21 protein-coding genes are annotated in these 14,547 nt (G+C 69.2%); 6 read left to right on the forward strand and 15 right to left on the reverse strand.

Going from position 1 to position 14,547, the window contains the following annotated elements; all coding sequences use genetic code 11:
• The 13 genes from rplX to rpsJ all read right to left on the reverse strand — a co-directional run bounded on the left by rplX (position 1) and on the right by rpsJ (position 6,391).
• The gene (rplX, locus tag ACFU7D_RS06370; protein WP_091052390.1) at positions 1-360 is read right to left on the reverse strand and encodes a 50S ribosomal protein L24; all 360 of its coding nucleotides are present in this window, start codon (positions 358-360) and stop codon (positions 1-3) included.
• A complete protein-coding gene (gene rplN / locus ACFU7D_RS06375) occupies positions 360-728 on the reverse strand; it encodes a 50S ribosomal protein L14 (RefSeq protein WP_008361015.1) in 369 nt (122 codons plus the stop codon). The genes rplX and rplN overlap by 1 nt, the downstream gene beginning before the upstream one ends.
• Positions 729-900: 172 nt before the next feature.
• Positions 901-1,179 (reverse strand): 30S ribosomal protein S17, encoded by a 279-nt coding sequence (gene rpsQ, locus ACFU7D_RS06380; RefSeq protein WP_357335433.1) that lies wholly within the window; start codon positions 1,177-1,179, stop codon positions 901-903.
• A 1-nt stretch (position 1,180) separates the two neighbouring features.
• Entirely contained in the window at positions 1,181-1,423 is a 243-nt protein-coding gene (gene rpmC, locus ACFU7D_RS06385; RefSeq protein WP_008361011.1) for a 50S ribosomal protein L29, read from the reverse strand.
• Entirely contained in the window at positions 1,423-1,842 is a 420-nt protein-coding gene (gene rplP / locus ACFU7D_RS06390; protein ID WP_378724842.1) for a 50S ribosomal protein L16, read from the reverse strand. Before rplP ends, rpmC begins: the two co-directional genes overlap by 1 nt.
• A gap of 3 nt (positions 1,843-1,845) precedes the next feature.
• On the reverse strand, positions 1,846-2,673 hold the full coding sequence (gene rpsC / locus ACFU7D_RS06395; RefSeq protein WP_045550115.1) for a 30S ribosomal protein S3: 828 nt from the start codon (positions 2,671-2,673) through the stop codon (positions 1,846-1,848).
• Positions 2,673-3,092, reverse strand: a complete 420-nt coding sequence (gene rplV, locus ACFU7D_RS06400; protein ID WP_091052384.1) for a 50S ribosomal protein L22 — start codon at positions 3,090-3,092, stop codon at positions 2,673-2,675. The genes rpsC and rplV overlap by 1 nt, the downstream gene beginning before the upstream one ends.
• A complete protein-coding gene (gene rpsS, locus ACFU7D_RS06405; RefSeq protein ID WP_008361004.1) occupies positions 3,089-3,370 on the reverse strand; it encodes a 30S ribosomal protein S19 in 282 nt (93 codons plus the stop codon). The genes rplV and rpsS overlap by 4 nt, the downstream gene beginning before the upstream one ends.
• Before the next feature lie 3 nt (positions 3,371-3,373).
• Complete coding sequence (rplB, locus tag ACFU7D_RS06410; RefSeq protein WP_091052382.1) at positions 3,374-4,210, reverse strand: 50S ribosomal protein L2; 837 nt, start codon at positions 4,208-4,210, stop codon at positions 3,374-3,376.
• Between the two features lie 16 nt (positions 4,211-4,226).
• Positions 4,227-4,523 carry a 50S ribosomal protein L23 gene (gene rplW, locus ACFU7D_RS06415; protein WP_378724840.1) on the reverse strand — a complete coding sequence of 99 codons (297 nt, stop codon included), beginning with the start codon at positions 4,521-4,523 and terminating at the stop codon, positions 4,227-4,229.
• The gene (gene rplD / locus ACFU7D_RS06420) at positions 4,520-5,413 is read right to left on the reverse strand and encodes a 50S ribosomal protein L4 (RefSeq protein ID WP_378724838.1); all 894 of its coding nucleotides are present in this window, start codon (positions 5,411-5,413) and stop codon (positions 4,520-4,522) included. The genes rplW and rplD overlap by 4 nt, the downstream gene beginning before the upstream one ends.
• A 2-nt stretch (positions 5,414-5,415) precedes the next feature.
• Complete coding sequence (gene rplC / locus ACFU7D_RS06425; protein ID WP_378724836.1) at positions 5,416-6,072, reverse strand: 50S ribosomal protein L3; 657 nt, start codon at positions 6,070-6,072, stop codon at positions 5,416-5,418.
• Positions 6,073-6,082: 10 nt separating this feature from the next.
• Positions 6,083-6,391, reverse strand: coding sequence for a 30S ribosomal protein S10 (rpsJ, locus tag ACFU7D_RS06430; protein WP_008360994.1), 309 nt, complete (start codon positions 6,389-6,391; stop codon positions 6,083-6,085).
• Between the two features lie 414 nt (positions 6,392-6,805).
• Between rpsJ and ACFU7D_RS06435 the strand changes: the two genes are divergently transcribed.
• Genes ACFU7D_RS06435 through ACFU7D_RS06455 form a run of 5 tightly spaced genes read left to right on the forward strand, consistent with a single transcriptional unit; the run spans position 6,806 to position 11,931 of the window.
• Positions 6,806-7,897: a hypothetical protein gene (locus ACFU7D_RS06435; protein WP_378864736.1), complete on the forward strand. Its 1,092-nt coding sequence runs from the start codon at positions 6,806-6,808 to the stop codon at positions 7,895-7,897.
• A complete protein-coding gene (locus tag ACFU7D_RS06440) occupies positions 7,894-8,505 on the forward strand; it encodes a DUF4129 domain-containing protein (protein ID WP_378864739.1) in 612 nt (203 codons plus the stop codon). Before ACFU7D_RS06435 ends, ACFU7D_RS06440 begins: the two co-directional genes overlap by 4 nt.
• Positions 8,502-9,653 carry a DUF4350 domain-containing protein gene (locus ACFU7D_RS06445; protein ID WP_378864742.1) on the forward strand — a complete coding sequence of 384 codons (1,152 nt, stop codon included), beginning with the start codon at positions 8,502-8,504 and terminating at the stop codon, positions 9,651-9,653. The genes ACFU7D_RS06440 and ACFU7D_RS06445 overlap by 4 nt, the downstream gene beginning before the upstream one ends.
• The gene (locus tag ACFU7D_RS06450; protein WP_160026998.1) at positions 9,650-10,633 is read left to right on the forward strand and encodes a MoxR family ATPase; all 984 of its coding nucleotides are present in this window, start codon (positions 9,650-9,652) and stop codon (positions 10,631-10,633) included. The genes ACFU7D_RS06445 and ACFU7D_RS06450 overlap by 4 nt, the downstream gene beginning before the upstream one ends.
• A complete protein-coding gene (locus ACFU7D_RS06455) occupies positions 10,630-11,931 on the forward strand; it encodes a DUF58 domain-containing protein (RefSeq protein ID WP_378864745.1) in 1,302 nt (433 codons plus the stop codon). The genes ACFU7D_RS06450 and ACFU7D_RS06455 overlap by 4 nt, the downstream gene beginning before the upstream one ends.
• A gap of 3 nt (positions 11,932-11,934) precedes the next feature.
• Here ACFU7D_RS06455 and ACFU7D_RS06460 read toward each other — a convergent pair whose 3' ends face one another.
• Positions 11,935-12,930: a stage II sporulation protein M gene (locus ACFU7D_RS06460; RefSeq protein ID WP_378864748.1), complete on the reverse strand. Its 996-nt coding sequence runs from the start codon at positions 12,928-12,930 to the stop codon at positions 11,935-11,937.
• A 23-nt stretch (positions 12,931-12,953) separates the two neighbouring features.
• On the opposite strand from ACFU7D_RS06460, the gene ACFU7D_RS06465 reads away from it, so the two are divergent.
• Positions 12,954-13,781: an RDD family protein gene (locus tag ACFU7D_RS06465; RefSeq protein WP_378864751.1), complete on the forward strand. Its 828-nt coding sequence runs from the start codon at positions 12,954-12,956 to the stop codon at positions 13,779-13,781.
• 129 nt (positions 13,782-13,910) lie between these two features.
• Here ACFU7D_RS06465 and ACFU7D_RS06470 read toward each other — a convergent pair whose 3' ends face one another.
• A complete protein-coding gene (locus ACFU7D_RS06470; protein ID WP_378864754.1) occupies positions 13,911-14,537 on the reverse strand; it encodes a hypothetical protein in 627 nt (208 codons plus the stop codon).
• Between the last annotated feature and the right edge of the window lie 10 nt (positions 14,538-14,547).

Consider the following 14,547-nt stretch of genomic DNA (forward strand, 5'->3'; position numbering starts at 1 on the left):
TCAGATGTCCTTACCGGTCTTGCGCGAGATGCGAACGCTGCGCTCGGCGGCGTACGTCGACCCGTCGGGGCGACGCTTCTGGACCGTCTCACGGCGGTAGCCGACGCGAACCGGCTCGCCACCCTCGAGCAGCTGGACGTTGGAAACGTGGATCGGGGCCTCGGTGTTCACGATGCCGCCGGTGGTGCCGGCGCGACCGCCCTGGTCCTGGACCTTGGTGTGCTTCTTGACGAGGTTGATGCCCTCGACGATCACACGGTCCTCCTGGGTGAGGACAGCGATCACCTTGCCGGAGCCGCCCTTGTCCTTACCAGCGATCACCTTGACGGTGTCGCCCTTCTTGATGTGCGAGCGACCCATCACAGCACCTCCGGCGCGAGCGAGATGATCTTCATGAACTTCTTGTCGCGCAGCTCACGGCCGACCGGGCCGAAGATGCGGGTGCCTCGCGGCTCGCCGTCGTTCTTGAGAATGACGGCGGCGTTCTCGTCGAAGCGGATGTACGAGCCGTCTGCACGGCGGCGCTCCTTGACGGTGCGCACGATGACGGCCTTGACGACGTCACCCTTCTTCACGTTGCCACCGGGGATAGCGTCCTTGACGGTGGCGACGATGGTGTCGCCGATGCCGGCGTAGCGACGACCGGAACCACCGAGCACACGAATGCAAAGGATCTCCTTCGCACCAGTGTTGTCGGCGACCTTGAGTCGCGACTCCTGCTGGATCATTACTTCTCCTTGTCGAGCTGGTTCTCTCCCCGCTCCAGGGCGGGTGAGCCTTGCCGAACGTAATGGGATTTGATGGGCACAGGCCCAGCGAACAATGGTCGCTGGACCTGCGCCCTTTGGTCAATTTGGCGGCGTTTGAAGCCGGCCGGATCCGTCTCCTAGGAGACGAGGATCACTTGGCGCGCTCGACGACCTCGACGAGGCGCCACCGCTTGGTGGCGGACAGCGGCCGGGTCTCCATGACCAGGACGCGGTCGCCGATGCCGGCGGTGTTCTGCTCGTCGTGAGCCTTGAGCTTGCTGCTACGGCGCATGACCTTGCCGTAGAGCGGGTGCTTCACGCGGTCCTCGACCTCGACGACGATGGTCTTGTCCATCTTGTCGCTGACGACGAGGCCCTCGCGCACCTTGCGCGTGTTGCGCTCGGTGCCCTCAGTGGTGGTCTCAGCCATCTCAGGCCTCCTCGGTGGTCTCGGTGCCCGGGGCCACGCGGATGCCGAGCTCGCGCTCACGCACCACGGTGTAGATCCGGGCGATGTCCTTCTTGACGGTGCGGAGCCGACCGTGGCTCTCCAGCTGGCCGGTGGCCGCCTGGAACCGGAGGTTGAACAACTCCTCCTTCGCCTCGCGCAGCTTCGCCTCGAGGTCGACGTCGGTGAGCTCGTCCAGCTCGAACGCCTGCAGGGAGTTAGCCATCAGAACTCACCAGCCTCTCGCGTGATGAAACGGCACTTCATGGGCAGCTTGTGGATCGCGCGGCGCATCGCCTCGCGGGCCGTGGTCTCGTCGACACCGGAGAGCTCGAACATGACGCGGCCCGGCTTGACGTTGGCAACCCACCACTCGGGCGAACCCTTACCGGAACCCATGCGGGTCTCGGCGGGCTTCTTGGTCAGCGGGACGTCGGGGTAGATGTTGATCCACACCTTGCCGCCTCGCTTGATGTGACGAGTCATCGCGATACGCGCTGCCTCGATCTGGCGGTTGGTCACGTAGTGACCCTCGATCGCCTGGATGCCGTAGTCACCGAAGGCCAGCTTCGTGCCACCCTTGGCAACGCCAGTGCGCTTCGGGTGGTGCTGCTTGCGGTGCTTGACTCGACGGGGCATCAGCATGGATCAGCCCTCCTGGGTCGTGGTCTCGGCGGCGGGAGCCTCAGCGGCAGCCGGCGCCTCAGTCTTCGCCGCGCGGTCAGCGCGGTTCGGGCGGTCACCACGGGAGCCACGCGACGGACGGTCGCCGCGGCCACCGCGACGGTCGTTGCCACCGCGACCCGGGACGCCGGCGCGGGCGGCCTGGGCGGCCTGACGCTCGGCGCGCGAGCCGGAGACCTCGCCCTTGTAGATCCAGACCTTCACGCCGATGCGGCCGAAGGTCGTGCGGGCCTCGTAGAAGCCGTAGTCGATGTCGGCACGCAGCGTGTGCAGCGGAACGCGGCCCTCGCGGTAGAACTCGGTACGCGACATCTCGGCGCCGTTCAGACGACCCGAGCACTGGATCCGGATGCCCTTGGCACCGGAGCGCATGGTGGTCTGCATGGCCTTGCGCATCGCGCGACGGAACTGCACGCGACCGCTGAGCTGCTCGGCGACACCCTGAGCGACCAGCTGAGCGTCGACCTCGGGGTTCTTGACCTCGAGGATGTTCAGCTGAACCTGCTTGCCGGTGAGCTTCTCCAGCTCGGTGCGGAGGCGGTCGGCCTCGGCGCCGCGGCGACCGATGACGATGCCGGGACGCGCGGTGTGGATGTCCACACGGACGCGGTCACGGGTGCGCTCGATCTCGACCTTGGCGATGCCGGCCCGCTCCATGCCCTTGCTGAGCAGCTTGCGGATCTTGACGTCCTCGCCGACGTACTCCTTGTACTGCTTGTCGGCGTACCAACGCGACTTGTGGTCGGTCGAGATGCCCAGGCGGAAGCCGTTCGGGTTGATCTTCTGACCCATTACTTCTTACCGCCCTTCTCGACGACGTCGGCCGGCTGCACGACCAGGGTGATGTGCGAGGTCCGCTTGTTGATGCGGGTCGCACGACCCTGGGCGCGGGGGCGCCAGCGCTTCATGGTCGGACCTTCGTCGACCATGGCGACCGAGACGACGAGGTCGTCACGGTCCAGACCCTCGGTCGACACCGCGTTGGCGATGGCGCTCTCGAGAACCTTGTAAACAGTCTCGGAGGCTGCCTGCGGCGCGAACTGCAGCAGGGACAGAGCCTCGTCGACGGGCAGACCGCGGACCAGGTCGACGACGCGGCGTGCCTTCAGCGGGGTGATCCGCACGAAGCGGGCACTCGCGAAGGCACCCGGCTGGTCGCCGAGCAGGGAGTCGCGGCGGGCGCTGATGCGCTGCCGTTCGGTGGTGGTCATCGACGGCGTCCCTTCCGGTCGTCCTTGATGTGACCCTTGAACGTGCGGGTCGGGGCGAACTCGCCCAGCTTGTGACCGACCATCGAGTCGGACACGAAGACCGGGACGTGCTTGCGACCGTCGTGCACCGCGATGGTGTGACCGATCATCTCGGGCACGATCATCGAGCGGCGCGACCAGGTCTTGATCACGTTGTGGGTGCCCTTCTCGTTCTCGGCGTCCACCTTCTTCTGAAGGTGGTCGTCGATGAAGGGGCCCTTCTTCAGGCTGCGAGGCATTGCTTACTTCCTACCCTTCCCGCTCTTACGGCGGCGGATGATCTGCGAGTCAGAGGCCTTGCGCTTACGCGTACGGCCCTCGGGCTTACCCCAGGGGCTGACCGGGTGACGGCCACCAGAGGTCTTACCCTCACCACCACCGTGCGGGTGGTCGACCGGGTTCATGACGACACCGCGGACGGTCGGGCGAACGCCCTTCCACCGCATGCGGCCGGCCTTACCCCAGTTGATGTTGGACTGCTCGGCGTTGCCGACCTGGCCGACGGTGGCGCGGCAGCGCACGTCGACGAAGCGCATCTCACCCGAAGGCATGCGAAGCGTTGCCTTGGAGCCCTCACGAGCGACCAGCTGGGCGCTCATACCGGCGGAGCGGGCGATCTTCGCGCCGCCACCAGGACGCAGCTCAACATTGTGGATGGTGGTACCAACCGGGATGTTGCGCAGCGGGAGGTTGTTGCCGGGCTTGATGTCGGCGGTCGGGCCGGACTCGACGACGGTGCCCTGGCTGACGCCGACGGGCGCGAGGATGTAGCGCTTCTCGCCGTCGAAGTAGTGCAGCAGGGCGATACGGGCGGTGCGGTTCGGGTCGTACTCGATGTGAGCGACCTTGGCCGGCACGCCGTCCTTGTCGTAGCGACGGAAGTCGATGATCCGGTACGCACGCTTGTGACCGCCACCGATGTGGCGGGTCGTGATGCGACCCTGGTTGTTGCGGCCGCCCTTCTTGGGAAGGGGCTTGGTCAGCGACTTCTCCGGCGTGGTCCGAGTGATCTCGGCGAAGTCGGCCACCGACGAGCCACGACGGCCCGGGGTGGTCGGCTTGTACTTACGAATAGCCATGTTCAGTCAGTCCTTCTCACGCGCCGAAGATGTCGATGCGGTCGCCCACGGCCAGGGAGACGATCGCGCGCTTGGTGTCGGGGCGCTTGCCCAGGCCGTAACGCGTACGACGGGCCTTGCCCTTGCGGTTGATCGTGTTGACCGAGGTCACCTTGACGTCGAACACCTTCTCGACCGCGATCTTGATCTCGGTCTTGTTCGCGTCGGGGCGAACGATGAAGGTGTACTTGTTCTGGTCGAGGAGGCCGTAGCTCTTCTCGGAGACCACCGGCGCGATCAGGATGTCGCGGGGGTCGTAGTGCAGCGTGCTCACTTGTCGGCCTCCTTCTTCTTGCCGGCCTCAACGAAACCAGCCGCGATAGCGTCCTCGGCGGACTTGAAGTAGAACTCCGCCTTGGTGGACTCGTACCAACGGCCGCCCGGGGCGTGGAACTTCTTGTCCTTGCCCTTGACGTTGCCCTTGATGTCGAAGCCCTCGGGGGCCGAGCCGTCCTCGAGCGGCGCGACAGCGCCCTCGGGGAGGTCGATCTCCTTGGCGGGCTCGACGGCAGCCTCCTTGATCGCGTCCTTCTCGACCTCACCGATGGTGACGGTCTCCTTGGCGGCGACGACCGGCTTGCCCGAGATGAACCCCTCGAAGGCCGGCTTGGAGAAGACAACGTCGTCGGAGACGAGGACGTCGTAGGTGTTGAGCTGGTCGGCCCAGAGCAGGTGCACCTCAGGGGCGTTGCGCAGGCTCAGCGCGGCGACGGACTCGGAGCGGTCCAGGACGACGAGGTAACGCTTGACGTCCGAGATCGCCTTGAGGGCGGTCAGCGCGGTCTTGGTCGAGGGCGCCTCGAGGGCGAACTCGGCCACGTGGATCTGGCCGGCACGGGCCCGGTCGGAGAGGGCACCGCGCAGGGCGGCAGCCTTCATCTTCTTGGGGGTGCGCTGGCTGTAGTCACGCGGCTGCGGGCCGTGGACGACGCCACCACCGGCGAACTGCGGCGCGCGGGTCGAACCCTGGCGGGCGCGACCGGTGCCCTTCTGCTTGTAGGGCTTGCGTCCACCACCGCGGACCTCGCCGCGGGTCTTGGTGGAGTGCGTGCCCTGGCGCGCAGCGGCCCGCTGCGCGACGACGACCTGGTGGATCAGCGGGATGTTGACCTCAACATCGAAGATCTCAGCCGGGAAGTCGACCTTGACGGTCTTGATAGCCATGATCAGGCCTCCAGCTTCTTAGCAGCCGAGCGGAGGACCACGAGGCCACCCTTGGGGCCAGGAATGGCACCCTTGACCAGGATGAGGCCCTTCTCGGTGTCGACGGCGTGCACGGTCAGGTTCTGGGTGGTGACGGTGTCAGTACCCATGTGACCGGCCATGCGGACGCCCTTGAAGACGCGACCCGGGGTGGCGCAGGCGCCGATCGATCCCGGCTTGCGGTGGTTGCGGTGGGCACCGTGGGAGGCACCGACGCCGTGGAAGCCGTGACGCTTCATGACACCAGCGAAACCCTTGCCCTTCGAGGTGCCCGTCACGTCGATCTCCTCGCCGATGGCGAAGGTGTCGACGGGGAGCTCCTGGCCGGCGGCGTACGACGCGGCGTCGGCGGTGCGGATCTCGGCCAGGTGGCGGCGCGGCGTGGTGCCGGCCTTCTCGAACTGGCCGGCGCCCGGCTTGTTCACCTTGCGGCCGTCGATCTCGCCGTAGCCGATCTGCACGGCGTTGTAGCCGTCGGCCTCGGGGGTGCGGACCTGGGTCACGACGTTGGTGTTCGCCGCGATGACGGTCACGGGGACGACGACGTTGTTCTCGTCCCACAGCTGGGTCATGCCGAGCTTGGTGCCCAGGAGACCCTTCACGTTGCGTTCGATCGTCATGTCGTCAACCTCAGAGCTTGATCTCGATGTCGACACCAGCAGGCAGATCGAGCCGCATGAGGGAGTCAACAGTCTTCGGGGTCGGGTCGATGATGTCGATGAGGCGCTTGTGGGTGCGCATCTCGAAGTGCTCGCGCGAGTCCTTGTACTTGTGGGGCGAGCGGATGACGCAGTACACGTTCTTCTCGGTCGGCAGCGGCACCGGGCCGGCGACCTTGGCACCCGTACGGGTGACCGTGTCCACGATCTTTCGCGCCGAGGTGTCGATCACCTCGTGGTCATAGGCCTTGAGCCTGATGCGGATCTTCTGTCCCGCCATCTGTCTCTCTCGTCCTTCTTGGTCAGCGTGCCGCGTGCTACAGGCTTCCTCCGGCTGAGTCGGCCCGGTTGCTCACCTCTGGCTCCGACCCCCGAGGTCGGGCGTGTCGCTTATTTTTCACAAGCGAACGCCGACTTCTCGACGAGACTTTCACCATCAGCTTCACTGGAACCACGCCTTCGGGATGGGCACACGACGACCACAGACCACATCCGGACAGGCTGATCAGCCTGCTCAGGTGACGCGATTCAGTAGTCAAGGTGTGCACACCCCAGCGAACAGTTCACTGGAGCAACCAGAGAATCTTGTCACGCGTACGCAGGTGGCTCCAAATCAACGATGTCGCCTGGGTCGCTCTGAGAGGATGCCCCCAACCGAGCGAGTTCGCCGGTCGTCGCGACGAGGAGCATCCAGATGTCAGGAGTGTGGCCACCCCCACCGGGTGAGCAACCTCAACAGGGCGCGACGAACCCGTCGGCCCCGCCCCCGCCGGGCTACCCGGTGCAGCCCCGACCGGCGCCACCGGCATGGGCCCAGCCGTTGCCGCCGGCCCACAAGCCGGGAGCGATCCCGCTGCGTCCTCTGGGCCTCGGCGACATGCTCGACGGCGCCTTCCGGCTCGTACGCTTCAACCCCGGCGCGACGGTGGGCGCCTCGGTCCTCGTGGCGGCGGTCGCGATGGCCATCCCGCTGGGCGTGACCGCGGCGATGACGTTCACCGGCGACGCCCTGGAAGGGCTCGGGGCCGGCCTCGAGGACCCTGACTACGCGCCCGGCGGCTCCGAGATCATCGGCATGCTGATCGCCGTCGGCTCCCTCTTCCTCGGCTCGGTCCTGCAGGCGATCGGCGCGATCCTGGTGGCGGGGATGATCTCCCATGTCGCCCACGCCGCGGCGATCGGCCGCAAGCTCACCCTCGCGCAGGCGTGGGCGGCGACCCATGGCAACCGCTGGCGGCTGATCGGGCTGGCGCTGCTGAGCGGGGTGGTCTTCACCCTGGTCCTGGCGGTCGCAGCCACCCCGGTGGTGGTCCTCGCGATCGTCGTCGACAGTCCCGTCCCGGCCATCCTGGTCGGCATCCTGATGTTCTTGCTGCTGATCGTGGCCACCCTCTTCCTGACGGTGCGGCTCTATCTGCTCGCGGTGCCCGCGCTGATGCTGGAGAGCACCGGGGTCTTCGGTGCCATCAAGCGGGCCTGGCAGCTGTCGGCGAGACAGTTCTGGCGGCTCTTCGGGATCTGGCTGCTGGCCGCCATCATCGTCGGGTTCGCCTCCCAGGTCGTCGCCTTCCCGATCAGCCTGGTCGCGAGCATCGTGGGCATCGTGCAGCCCGATCTCTACTTCCTCGCGACCATCGCCGGCAGCGCCGTCTCGACCGTGGTCTCCGCTGCGATCGTGGCGCCGTTCAGCGGCGCGGTGACCAACCTGCAGTATCTCGACCAGCGGATCCGCAAGGAGTCCTACGAGGTCGAACTGATGGAGCAGGCCGGGCTGCTGAGCAGATGATCCTCCTCCAACCGACTCCTCCTCTGACCCCGACGCCCGAGGAGAGTCGCTCCTGGCTCCGGCGCGAGCTGGCCGGACCGGAATACCACGACCTCGACCTCATCGAGCGGATCCTGCGCTGGATCGAGCGCACCCTGTCCGACGGCCTGCCGTCGGTCGGCGACGTACCCTGGGCCCAGACCGTCGCCGCGATGGTCGTCTTCGCGGCGCTCCTGGTCGGGATCGGTCTGCTGGTCTCGCGGGCCCGGCGCAGTCCCCGGGTCGCCCGCGACCGCAACGGCGACGTCCTCACCGACGAGTCGCTCTCCGCGGCCGCGCTCCGGGCGAGGGCCGAGGCTGCGTACGCCTCGGGAGATCATGGCGCCGCGGTGGTCGACGGATTCCGGGCCCTGGCCAGGCGACAGGTCGAGCGCGGCCGGCTCGCCGAGGACCCCGGGCTGACCGCCGCCGAGGTCGCGGCGAGCCTGGAGCGGGAGATGTCGCTCGAGGGCCGCGCCGGACGGGCCGCGGAGCTGTTCAACGAGGTCCTCTACGGCGACCACCCCGCCACGCGTGAACAGGCCGAGGGCGTACTCGCTCTCGAGCAGGAGCTGGCGGTGGCGCGATGACCACGCAGACCCCGGCCCCGACGACCACCGCGGACTCGGCCGCCGGACCGCTGAGCTGGTTCCGACGGAACCGGCCGATCCTGATCGTCGCGCTGGCCTTCATGATCGCGGTCGTGCTGGCATACGTCGCGACGCCGAAGGGCGGCGACTCCTTTGCCGCCTACGACCCCGAGAGTCCCGACCCCGACGGCACCCGGGCCCTGGTCCAGGTGCTCGAGGACCACGGGGTCGAGGTGGAGATCGTCCGCTCGTCGAAGCGTCTGGAGAGCACCGAGATCGGGCGGGACACGACGGTCTTCGTGACCGGCACCGACGCGCTCGGAGAGGACACCGCCACCCGGCTGCGTGAGCGCACCGGCGACGCCGCCGACCTGATCCTGGCCGAGCCCACCCCCTACGTGTCGGCGATGCTCGGCATCCCCTACGCGGTCGCCCAGACGCCCGAGAAGGTCGAGGCGGGCTGCGACGACCAGCGCTGGGAAGGGCTCAGCATCCAGGCCGATGCGGTCACCGCGTACGACGCCGGCACCTGCTTCGCGCACGAGGGCGGCGCAGTGCTCGCACCAGCGGAGGGCCTCACCGTCTGGGGTGCGCCGCAGGTGCTGACCAACGACCAGATCCTGCGGGCGGACAACGCGGCGGTGGCCCTGCGGCTGCTGGGCGAGAACGATCACTTGGTCTGGTACGTCCCCTCCCTCGACGACCTCGCCCCCGACGAGACCCACTCCCCCAACTCGTTGCTGCCACGCTGGATCAACCCGGCGCTGTGGCTCCTGCTGCTCGCGGTCGTCGCCTTCGCCATCGCCCACGGACGGCGGCTGGGTCCGCTGGCGGTCGAGCCGCTGCCGGTCCACGTCCGTGCCGGGGAGACGACCCGCAGCCTGGGCCGGCTCTACCGCCGCTCCGGCGACCGCACGCACGCCGCGACGACCCTGCGGCAGGCTGCCCGCACCCGCCTCGCCCGGCGGCTGCGGCTGGGTCGCGATGCCACCCCGGAGGCCGTCGTACGCGCCGTCGCCCAGCACACCGGACGCCCCGATCTCGAGGTCTCCGCGCTGCTCACCGACGCCCCGATCGAGACCGACCAAGACCTGATCACGCTGGCCAACGCGCTGGCGGCCCTTGAGGAAGAGGTACGACACCCATGACCCAATCCGAGACCATCGCCAACGTCTCGCCCGACGGCGCGCGCGAGCGACTCACCGCGGTCCGGGCCGAGGTCGCCAAGGCGGTCGTCGGGCAGGACGCCGCGGTCTCCGGGCTGCTGGTCGCGCTGGTCTGTGGCGGCCACGTGCTCATGGAAGGCGTACCCGGCACCGCCAAGACCCTGCTGGTGCGGTCCCTGTCGGCGGCACTCTCGGTGGAGACCCGCCGGGTGCAGTTCACCCCCGACCTGATGCCTGGCGACATCACCGGGTCGATGGTGGTGGAGTCGTCCCACGGCGAGCTCACCTTCCGGGAGGGGCCGGTCTTCACCAACCTGCTCCTGGCCGACGAGATCAACCGAACCCCGCCGAAGACACAGTCGGCGCTGCTCGAGGCGATGGAGGAGGGCCAGGTCTCGGTCGACGGGGTCACCCGCGCGCTGCCGCGCCCGTTCCTGGTGGCCGCGACCCAGAACCCGATCGAGTACGAGGGTGTCTACCCCCTTCCCGAGGCCCAGCTGGACCGGTTCCTGCTGAAGGTCGTCCTGCCGGTGCCGTCGCGCTCCGACGAGGTGCAGATCCTCAACCGGCACGCCTCCGGCTTCGACCCGCGCGACGTCGCCGGTGCCGGCGTCACCGCCGTGGCGTCCGGCGCCGACATCGAGGCCGCCCGGCAGCACGTCGGCTCCGTCCAGGTGTCCCCCGAGGTCACCGGCTACATCGTCGACATCGCCCGGGCGACCCGCGAGTCCCCGTCGCTCTCGGCCGGGGTGTCGCCGCGAGGCGCCACCGCCCTGCTCCGCTCCGCGCGCGCCTGGGCCTGGCTCGCGGGCCGCGACTTCGTGACCCCCGACGACGTGAAGTCTCTCGCCCACGCCACCCTCGCCCACCGCCTTGCGCTGCGCCCCGAGGCCGAGCTCGAGGGCGTCCAGGTCTCCCAGGTCCTCTCCTCCGCCATCGGCGCCGTCCCCGTCCCCCGATGACCATCACCTGGCGGGTCCCGCTGCTGATGCTGGCCGGCATCGTGCCGGTGGTGCTGCGGCCGAGCGCCGGCACGGCGGCAGTCTGGATCCTGCTCGTGGTGGTGCTGGCGCTCCTCGACATGTTCCTGGCGCCCAAGCCGGCGACCCTGGAGATCCGCAGGGTGCCCTTGGGCGGGATCCGGTTGGGCGAGTCGACGACGTCGGAGCTGGTCGTCCGCTCCCCCGCGCGCCACTTCCGGGCGCTCGTGCGTGATGCCTGGCAGCCGACCGCCGGCGCCGCTCAGAATCGGCATCGGATCCGGCTCGGTCGCGGCGACAGCACCCGGCTGCGTACGCCGCTGCGGCCGCGGCGCCGCGGAGATCTGCGGGCGTCGGGCGTGACGGTGAGGGCGTACGGGCCCTTGGGTCTGGGGGCCCGGCAGCGCACGATCCCGGTGGAGGGATCGGTGCGGGTGCTGCCCGCCTTCGAGTCGCGCAAACACCTGCCGTCGCGGCTGCAGCGCCTGCGCGAGCTCGACGGCCGGGCCGCGGTCCGGGTGCGCGGGCAGGGGACGGAGTTCGACTCGCTGCGGGAGTACGTCCGCGGTGACGACGTACGCTCCATCGACTGGCGCACCACCGCCCGCTCCCGCACCGTCGTGGTCCGCACCTGGCAGCCGGAACGGGACCGTCGCGTGGTGCTGGTGCTCGACACCTCCCGCACCTCGGCCGGCCGGATCGAGGGCGCCGGCGGCGGGGTGCCGCGGCTCGACTCCGCGATGGATGCCGGGTTGCTGCTCGCCGCCATCGCCTCCCGGGCCGGCGACCGGATCGACTTCATCGCCGGCGACCTGCGCGTACGCTCCCGGGTCCGCTTCGCCGGCCAGCGCGACGTCACCCAGCGGCTGCAGGAGGCGATGGCCGACCTCGAGCCGGTCATCGCCGAGGCCGACTGGTCCAACCTCGCCGGCGCGGTCGCCGGCCTCGGCCGTCACCGCGCGCTCGTCGTCCTGCTGACGCCCCTCGACCCGCACGCGATCGAGGAGTCGCTCCTCCCCGTACTCCCGGTCCTGACCCAGCACCACCGCGTCGTCATCGCCTCGGTCCGCGACCCCGAGCTCGAGGCGACCGCCGCCTCCCGCGACACCCTCGAGGACGTCTACGCCGCGGCCGCCGCCGAGCAGACCCTCCGCCGCCGCGACCACACCGCCGCCATGCTCCGCACCCTCGGCGTCGACATCGTCGACGCCGACGCCGAGTCCCTCCCACCCGCTCTCGCCGACCATTACCTACAGCTCAAGGCCACCGGCCAGCTCTGAGAGCTAGGCCTGAGTGGCGACGCGGTCCTCGAGCAGGCGGTCGTCGATGTCGCCGGTCTCGCCGTGGGAGGCGGCGGCGCGGCCGACGATGAAGACGTACGCGAAGAAGGCGAGCTCGGCGAGGACGCCGATGCCGACCCGGGCCCAGGTGGGGAGGGGCGAGGGGGTGACGAAGGCTTCGATGATGCCGGAGATCAGGAGCACGACGATGAGGCCGAGGGCGATGCCGGCGGCGGTGCGGCCCTCACGGGCCATCGACTGCCCACGGGTCAGCGAGCCGGGGTCGATCCAGGACCAGAAGATCCGCAGGCCGACGCCGCCGGCGACGAAGACGGCGGTCAGCTCGAGCAGCCCGTGGGGAAGGATCAGGCCCCAGAAGAGTCCGCCGCGGTCGTGGCGGTGCATCAGGGTGCCGAGGATCGCCAGGTTGGAGATGTTCTGGAACATCGAGTAGATCACCGGCAGCCCGAGCACACCCAGCGCGATGCAGATGAACGAGACCCAGACGTTGTTGACCCAGACCTGGGTGGCGAACGACGATGCCGCGTGCTCGCTGTAGTAGCCCTCGATGTCGTGCTCGACCAGCTGCTTGACCTGCTCCGGCCCGAGCAACGACTGCTCGACCTCCGGGTGGCGCAGCAGCCACCAGATCATGACCGCGGTGACCACCACGTTGGCTGCCATCATCCCCAGCCACCACCAACGCAGCCGGTAGAGCGCGGCCGGGAATCGGTGGGTGAAGAACCGCAGGAAGCCTGACCAGGTGCTCGTCCGGGTGCCGGTGGTGCGGTTGCGGGCAGCGGCCAGCAGGACCGAGAGATGCTGGACGACCGTGGGGTCGGGGGCGTTGCTGCGTACGACCGAGAGCTGGGTGCTCACCCGCTGATAGAGCTCGACCAGCTCGTCGGCCTGCGCACCGCTCAGCCGGCGCTCGGCCAGCAGCTGCTCGAGCCTGGTCCGGTCGGCGGCGGTAGCGGCCAGATACGCATCGAGATCCACGCCCGCAGCGTACGCTGACGGCCATGACCTCCGCGCCGCAATCGCAAGAGCGGGAGCTGCTCACCGACGACGACCTGATCACCGGGGATGCGGTCGCCCTGGACCTGCCGGCCGCCGGGCTGGGGATGCGGCTCCTGTCGGGCCTCATCGATGTGGTCGTGGTGATGGCACTGCTGATCGTGACGCTGTTCGTCTTCATGACCGCCGCTCCCGCGACCGACGAGGCCCTGGGCTGGGCCGCCTACATCGCGGCCACCGCCTCGGTCCTGGTGGTCTTCCCCACGGTCCTCGAGACGCTCACCCGCGGCCGCTCGCTCGGCAAGCTCGCGCTCGGCCTGCGCACGGTGCGCGACGACGGCGGGGCGATCAGTTTCCACCACGCGTTCGTACGCGCCCTGATCGGCGTCGTCGAGATCTACGCCACCAGCGGCGCCGTTGCCTTCCTCACCGCGATGATCCACCCCCGCGGCAAGCGGCTCGGCGACATCGCGGCCGGGACGTACGTCATCCGCGTACGGGTGCCGCTCCGTCCGCCGACACCGATCCAGATGCCCCCAGGGCTCGCCGCCTGGGCCTCCCGGACAGATGTCGCCACCATCCCCGTCGGCCTCAGCCTGGCGGTGCGGCGGTTCCTCTCCGGCGAGGTCGGCACCTACACCGACCCGGTCCGCCGCCATGCTCTCGCCGAGCGTCTCGCCACCCACATGCAGACGTACGTCGCCCCTGGCCCGCCTCCGGGCACACCACCCGAGGCCTACCTGGCCGCCGTGCTCGCCACCCGACGTGATCGCGACGCGGCGAGGCTGGCCCGGGACGGTGAGCTCCGAACCCGCCTCACCGCGCGCTCCTGATCAGCCCGCTCTCAGCGGACCGGGGTCAGCTGGAGGTAGTCGAGCGCGTGTGGTGGATGCCGGGACGCGGGGGTAGTCCGGGAGCGAACTGCCCGAATACTGGCGAGTAATAGGCAGTTCGCTCCCGGACTACCCCTTCGTCGCCTGCTTCAGCCGCTTCCCGCTCAGCCCGACCGACCTCAGCTCCAGCTCAGCCAGCCTCGCCACCACGTCGGCGTCACGGTCACGCCAGGCCCTGACCGGGTCGTCGCTGATCTTGACCAGCTTGTGCAGCGGCTGGGTCGCCATCGCCCGCAGCGCCACCAGATCGGCCGCGGTGCCGGCCTCCAGGAACCGCTGGGTCGAGGTGGCGTTGCGGATGAACCGCCACCGCAGCGGCACGTAGACCATCAGCCACATCAGCACCGGTACGACCGCGACCCCGACGGCCAGCCAGATCGCGATGGTGGAGACGGCCTCGACCTGGGCCTCCCCCGCCGCGCGGAGCTGGTCGGCGGCCTTCGCGGCGCCCTCGAACGGGACCGCGATGCCGTCCTTGACCAGCGGCAGGTCATCGACCTTCCCCGCCGCCTCGAGCAGCTTCGCCGAGAGCGAGGTGCCGGCGTCGTCCATCTTCTCTCCGGGGACGGCGAGCGCCGAGATCATCTCGTGGACGAACCTGCCGATGAGGATCCAGCCGACGATCCACGCCACCGTCAGCAGATCGGCGAACAACTGGGCGGCGAGGCGCGGGGGCCTGTCGGCGTACAACTTCATGTCGCCGATC

Origin of the sequence: Nocardioides sp. NPDC057577 (assembly GCF_042801335.1) — a bacterium.
GTDB lineage: Bacteria > Actinomycetota > Actinomycetes > Propionibacteriales > Nocardioidaceae > Nocardioides.

Coding starts and splice junctions, on each gene's coding strand:
- rplX (WP_091052390.1), bottom strand. CDS start 360: ATGGGTCGCTCGCACATCAAGAAGGGCGACACCGTCAAGGTGATCGCT.
- rplN (WP_008361015.1), bottom strand. CDS start 728: ATGATCCAGCAGGAGTCGCGACTCAAGGTCGCCGACAACACTGGTGCG.
- rpsQ (WP_357335433.1), bottom strand. CDS start 1,179: ATGGCTGAGACCACCACTGAGGGCACCGAGCGCAACACGCGCAAGGTG.
- rpmC (WP_008361011.1), bottom strand. CDS start 1,423: ATGGCTAACTCCCTGCAGGCGTTCGAGCTGGACGAGCTCACCGACGTC.
- rplP (WP_378724842.1), bottom strand. CDS start 1,842: ATGCTGATGCCCCGTCGAGTCAAGCACCGCAAGCAGCACCACCCGAAG.
- rpsC (WP_045550115.1), bottom strand. CDS start 2,673: ATGGGTCAGAAGATCAACCCGAACGGCTTCCGCCTGGGCATCTCGACC.
- rplV (WP_091052384.1), bottom strand. CDS start 3,092: ATGACCACCACCGAACGGCAGCGCATCAGCGCCCGCCGCGACTCCCTG.
- rpsS (WP_008361004.1), bottom strand. CDS start 3,370: ATGCCTCGCAGCCTGAAGAAGGGCCCCTTCATCGACGACCACCTTCAG.
- rplB (WP_091052382.1), bottom strand. CDS start 4,210: ATGGCTATTCGTAAGTACAAGCCGACCACCCCGGGCCGTCGTGGCTCG.
- rplD (WP_378724838.1), bottom strand. CDS start 5,413: ATGGCTATCAAGACCGTCAAGGTCGACTTCCCGGCTGAGATCTTCGAT.
- rplC (WP_378724836.1), bottom strand. CDS start 6,072: ATGACGATCGAACGCAACGTGAAGGGTCTCCTGGGCACCAAGCTCGGC.
- rpsJ (WP_008360994.1), bottom strand. CDS start 6,391: ATGGCGGGACAGAAGATCCGCATCAGGCTCAAGGCCTATGACCACGAG.
- ACFU7D_RS06435 (WP_378864736.1), top strand. CDS start 6,806: ATGTCAGGAGTGTGGCCACCCCCACCGGGTGAGCAACCTCAACAGGGC.
- ACFU7D_RS06440 (WP_378864739.1), top strand. CDS start 7,894: ATGATCCTCCTCCAACCGACTCCTCCTCTGACCCCGACGCCCGAGGAG.
- ACFU7D_RS06445 (WP_378864742.1), top strand. CDS start 8,502: ATGACCACGCAGACCCCGGCCCCGACGACCACCGCGGACTCGGCCGCC.
- ACFU7D_RS06450 (WP_160026998.1), top strand. CDS start 9,650: ATGACCCAATCCGAGACCATCGCCAACGTCTCGCCCGACGGCGCGCGC.
- ACFU7D_RS06455 (WP_378864745.1), top strand. CDS start 10,630: ATGACCATCACCTGGCGGGTCCCGCTGCTGATGCTGGCCGGCATCGTG.
- ACFU7D_RS06465 (WP_378864751.1), top strand. CDS start 12,954: ATGACCTCCGCGCCGCAATCGCAAGAGCGGGAGCTGCTCACCGACGAC.
- ACFU7D_RS06470 (WP_378864754.1), bottom strand. CDS start 14,537: ATGAAGTTGTACGCCGACAGGCCCCCGCGCCTCGCCGCCCAGTTGTTC.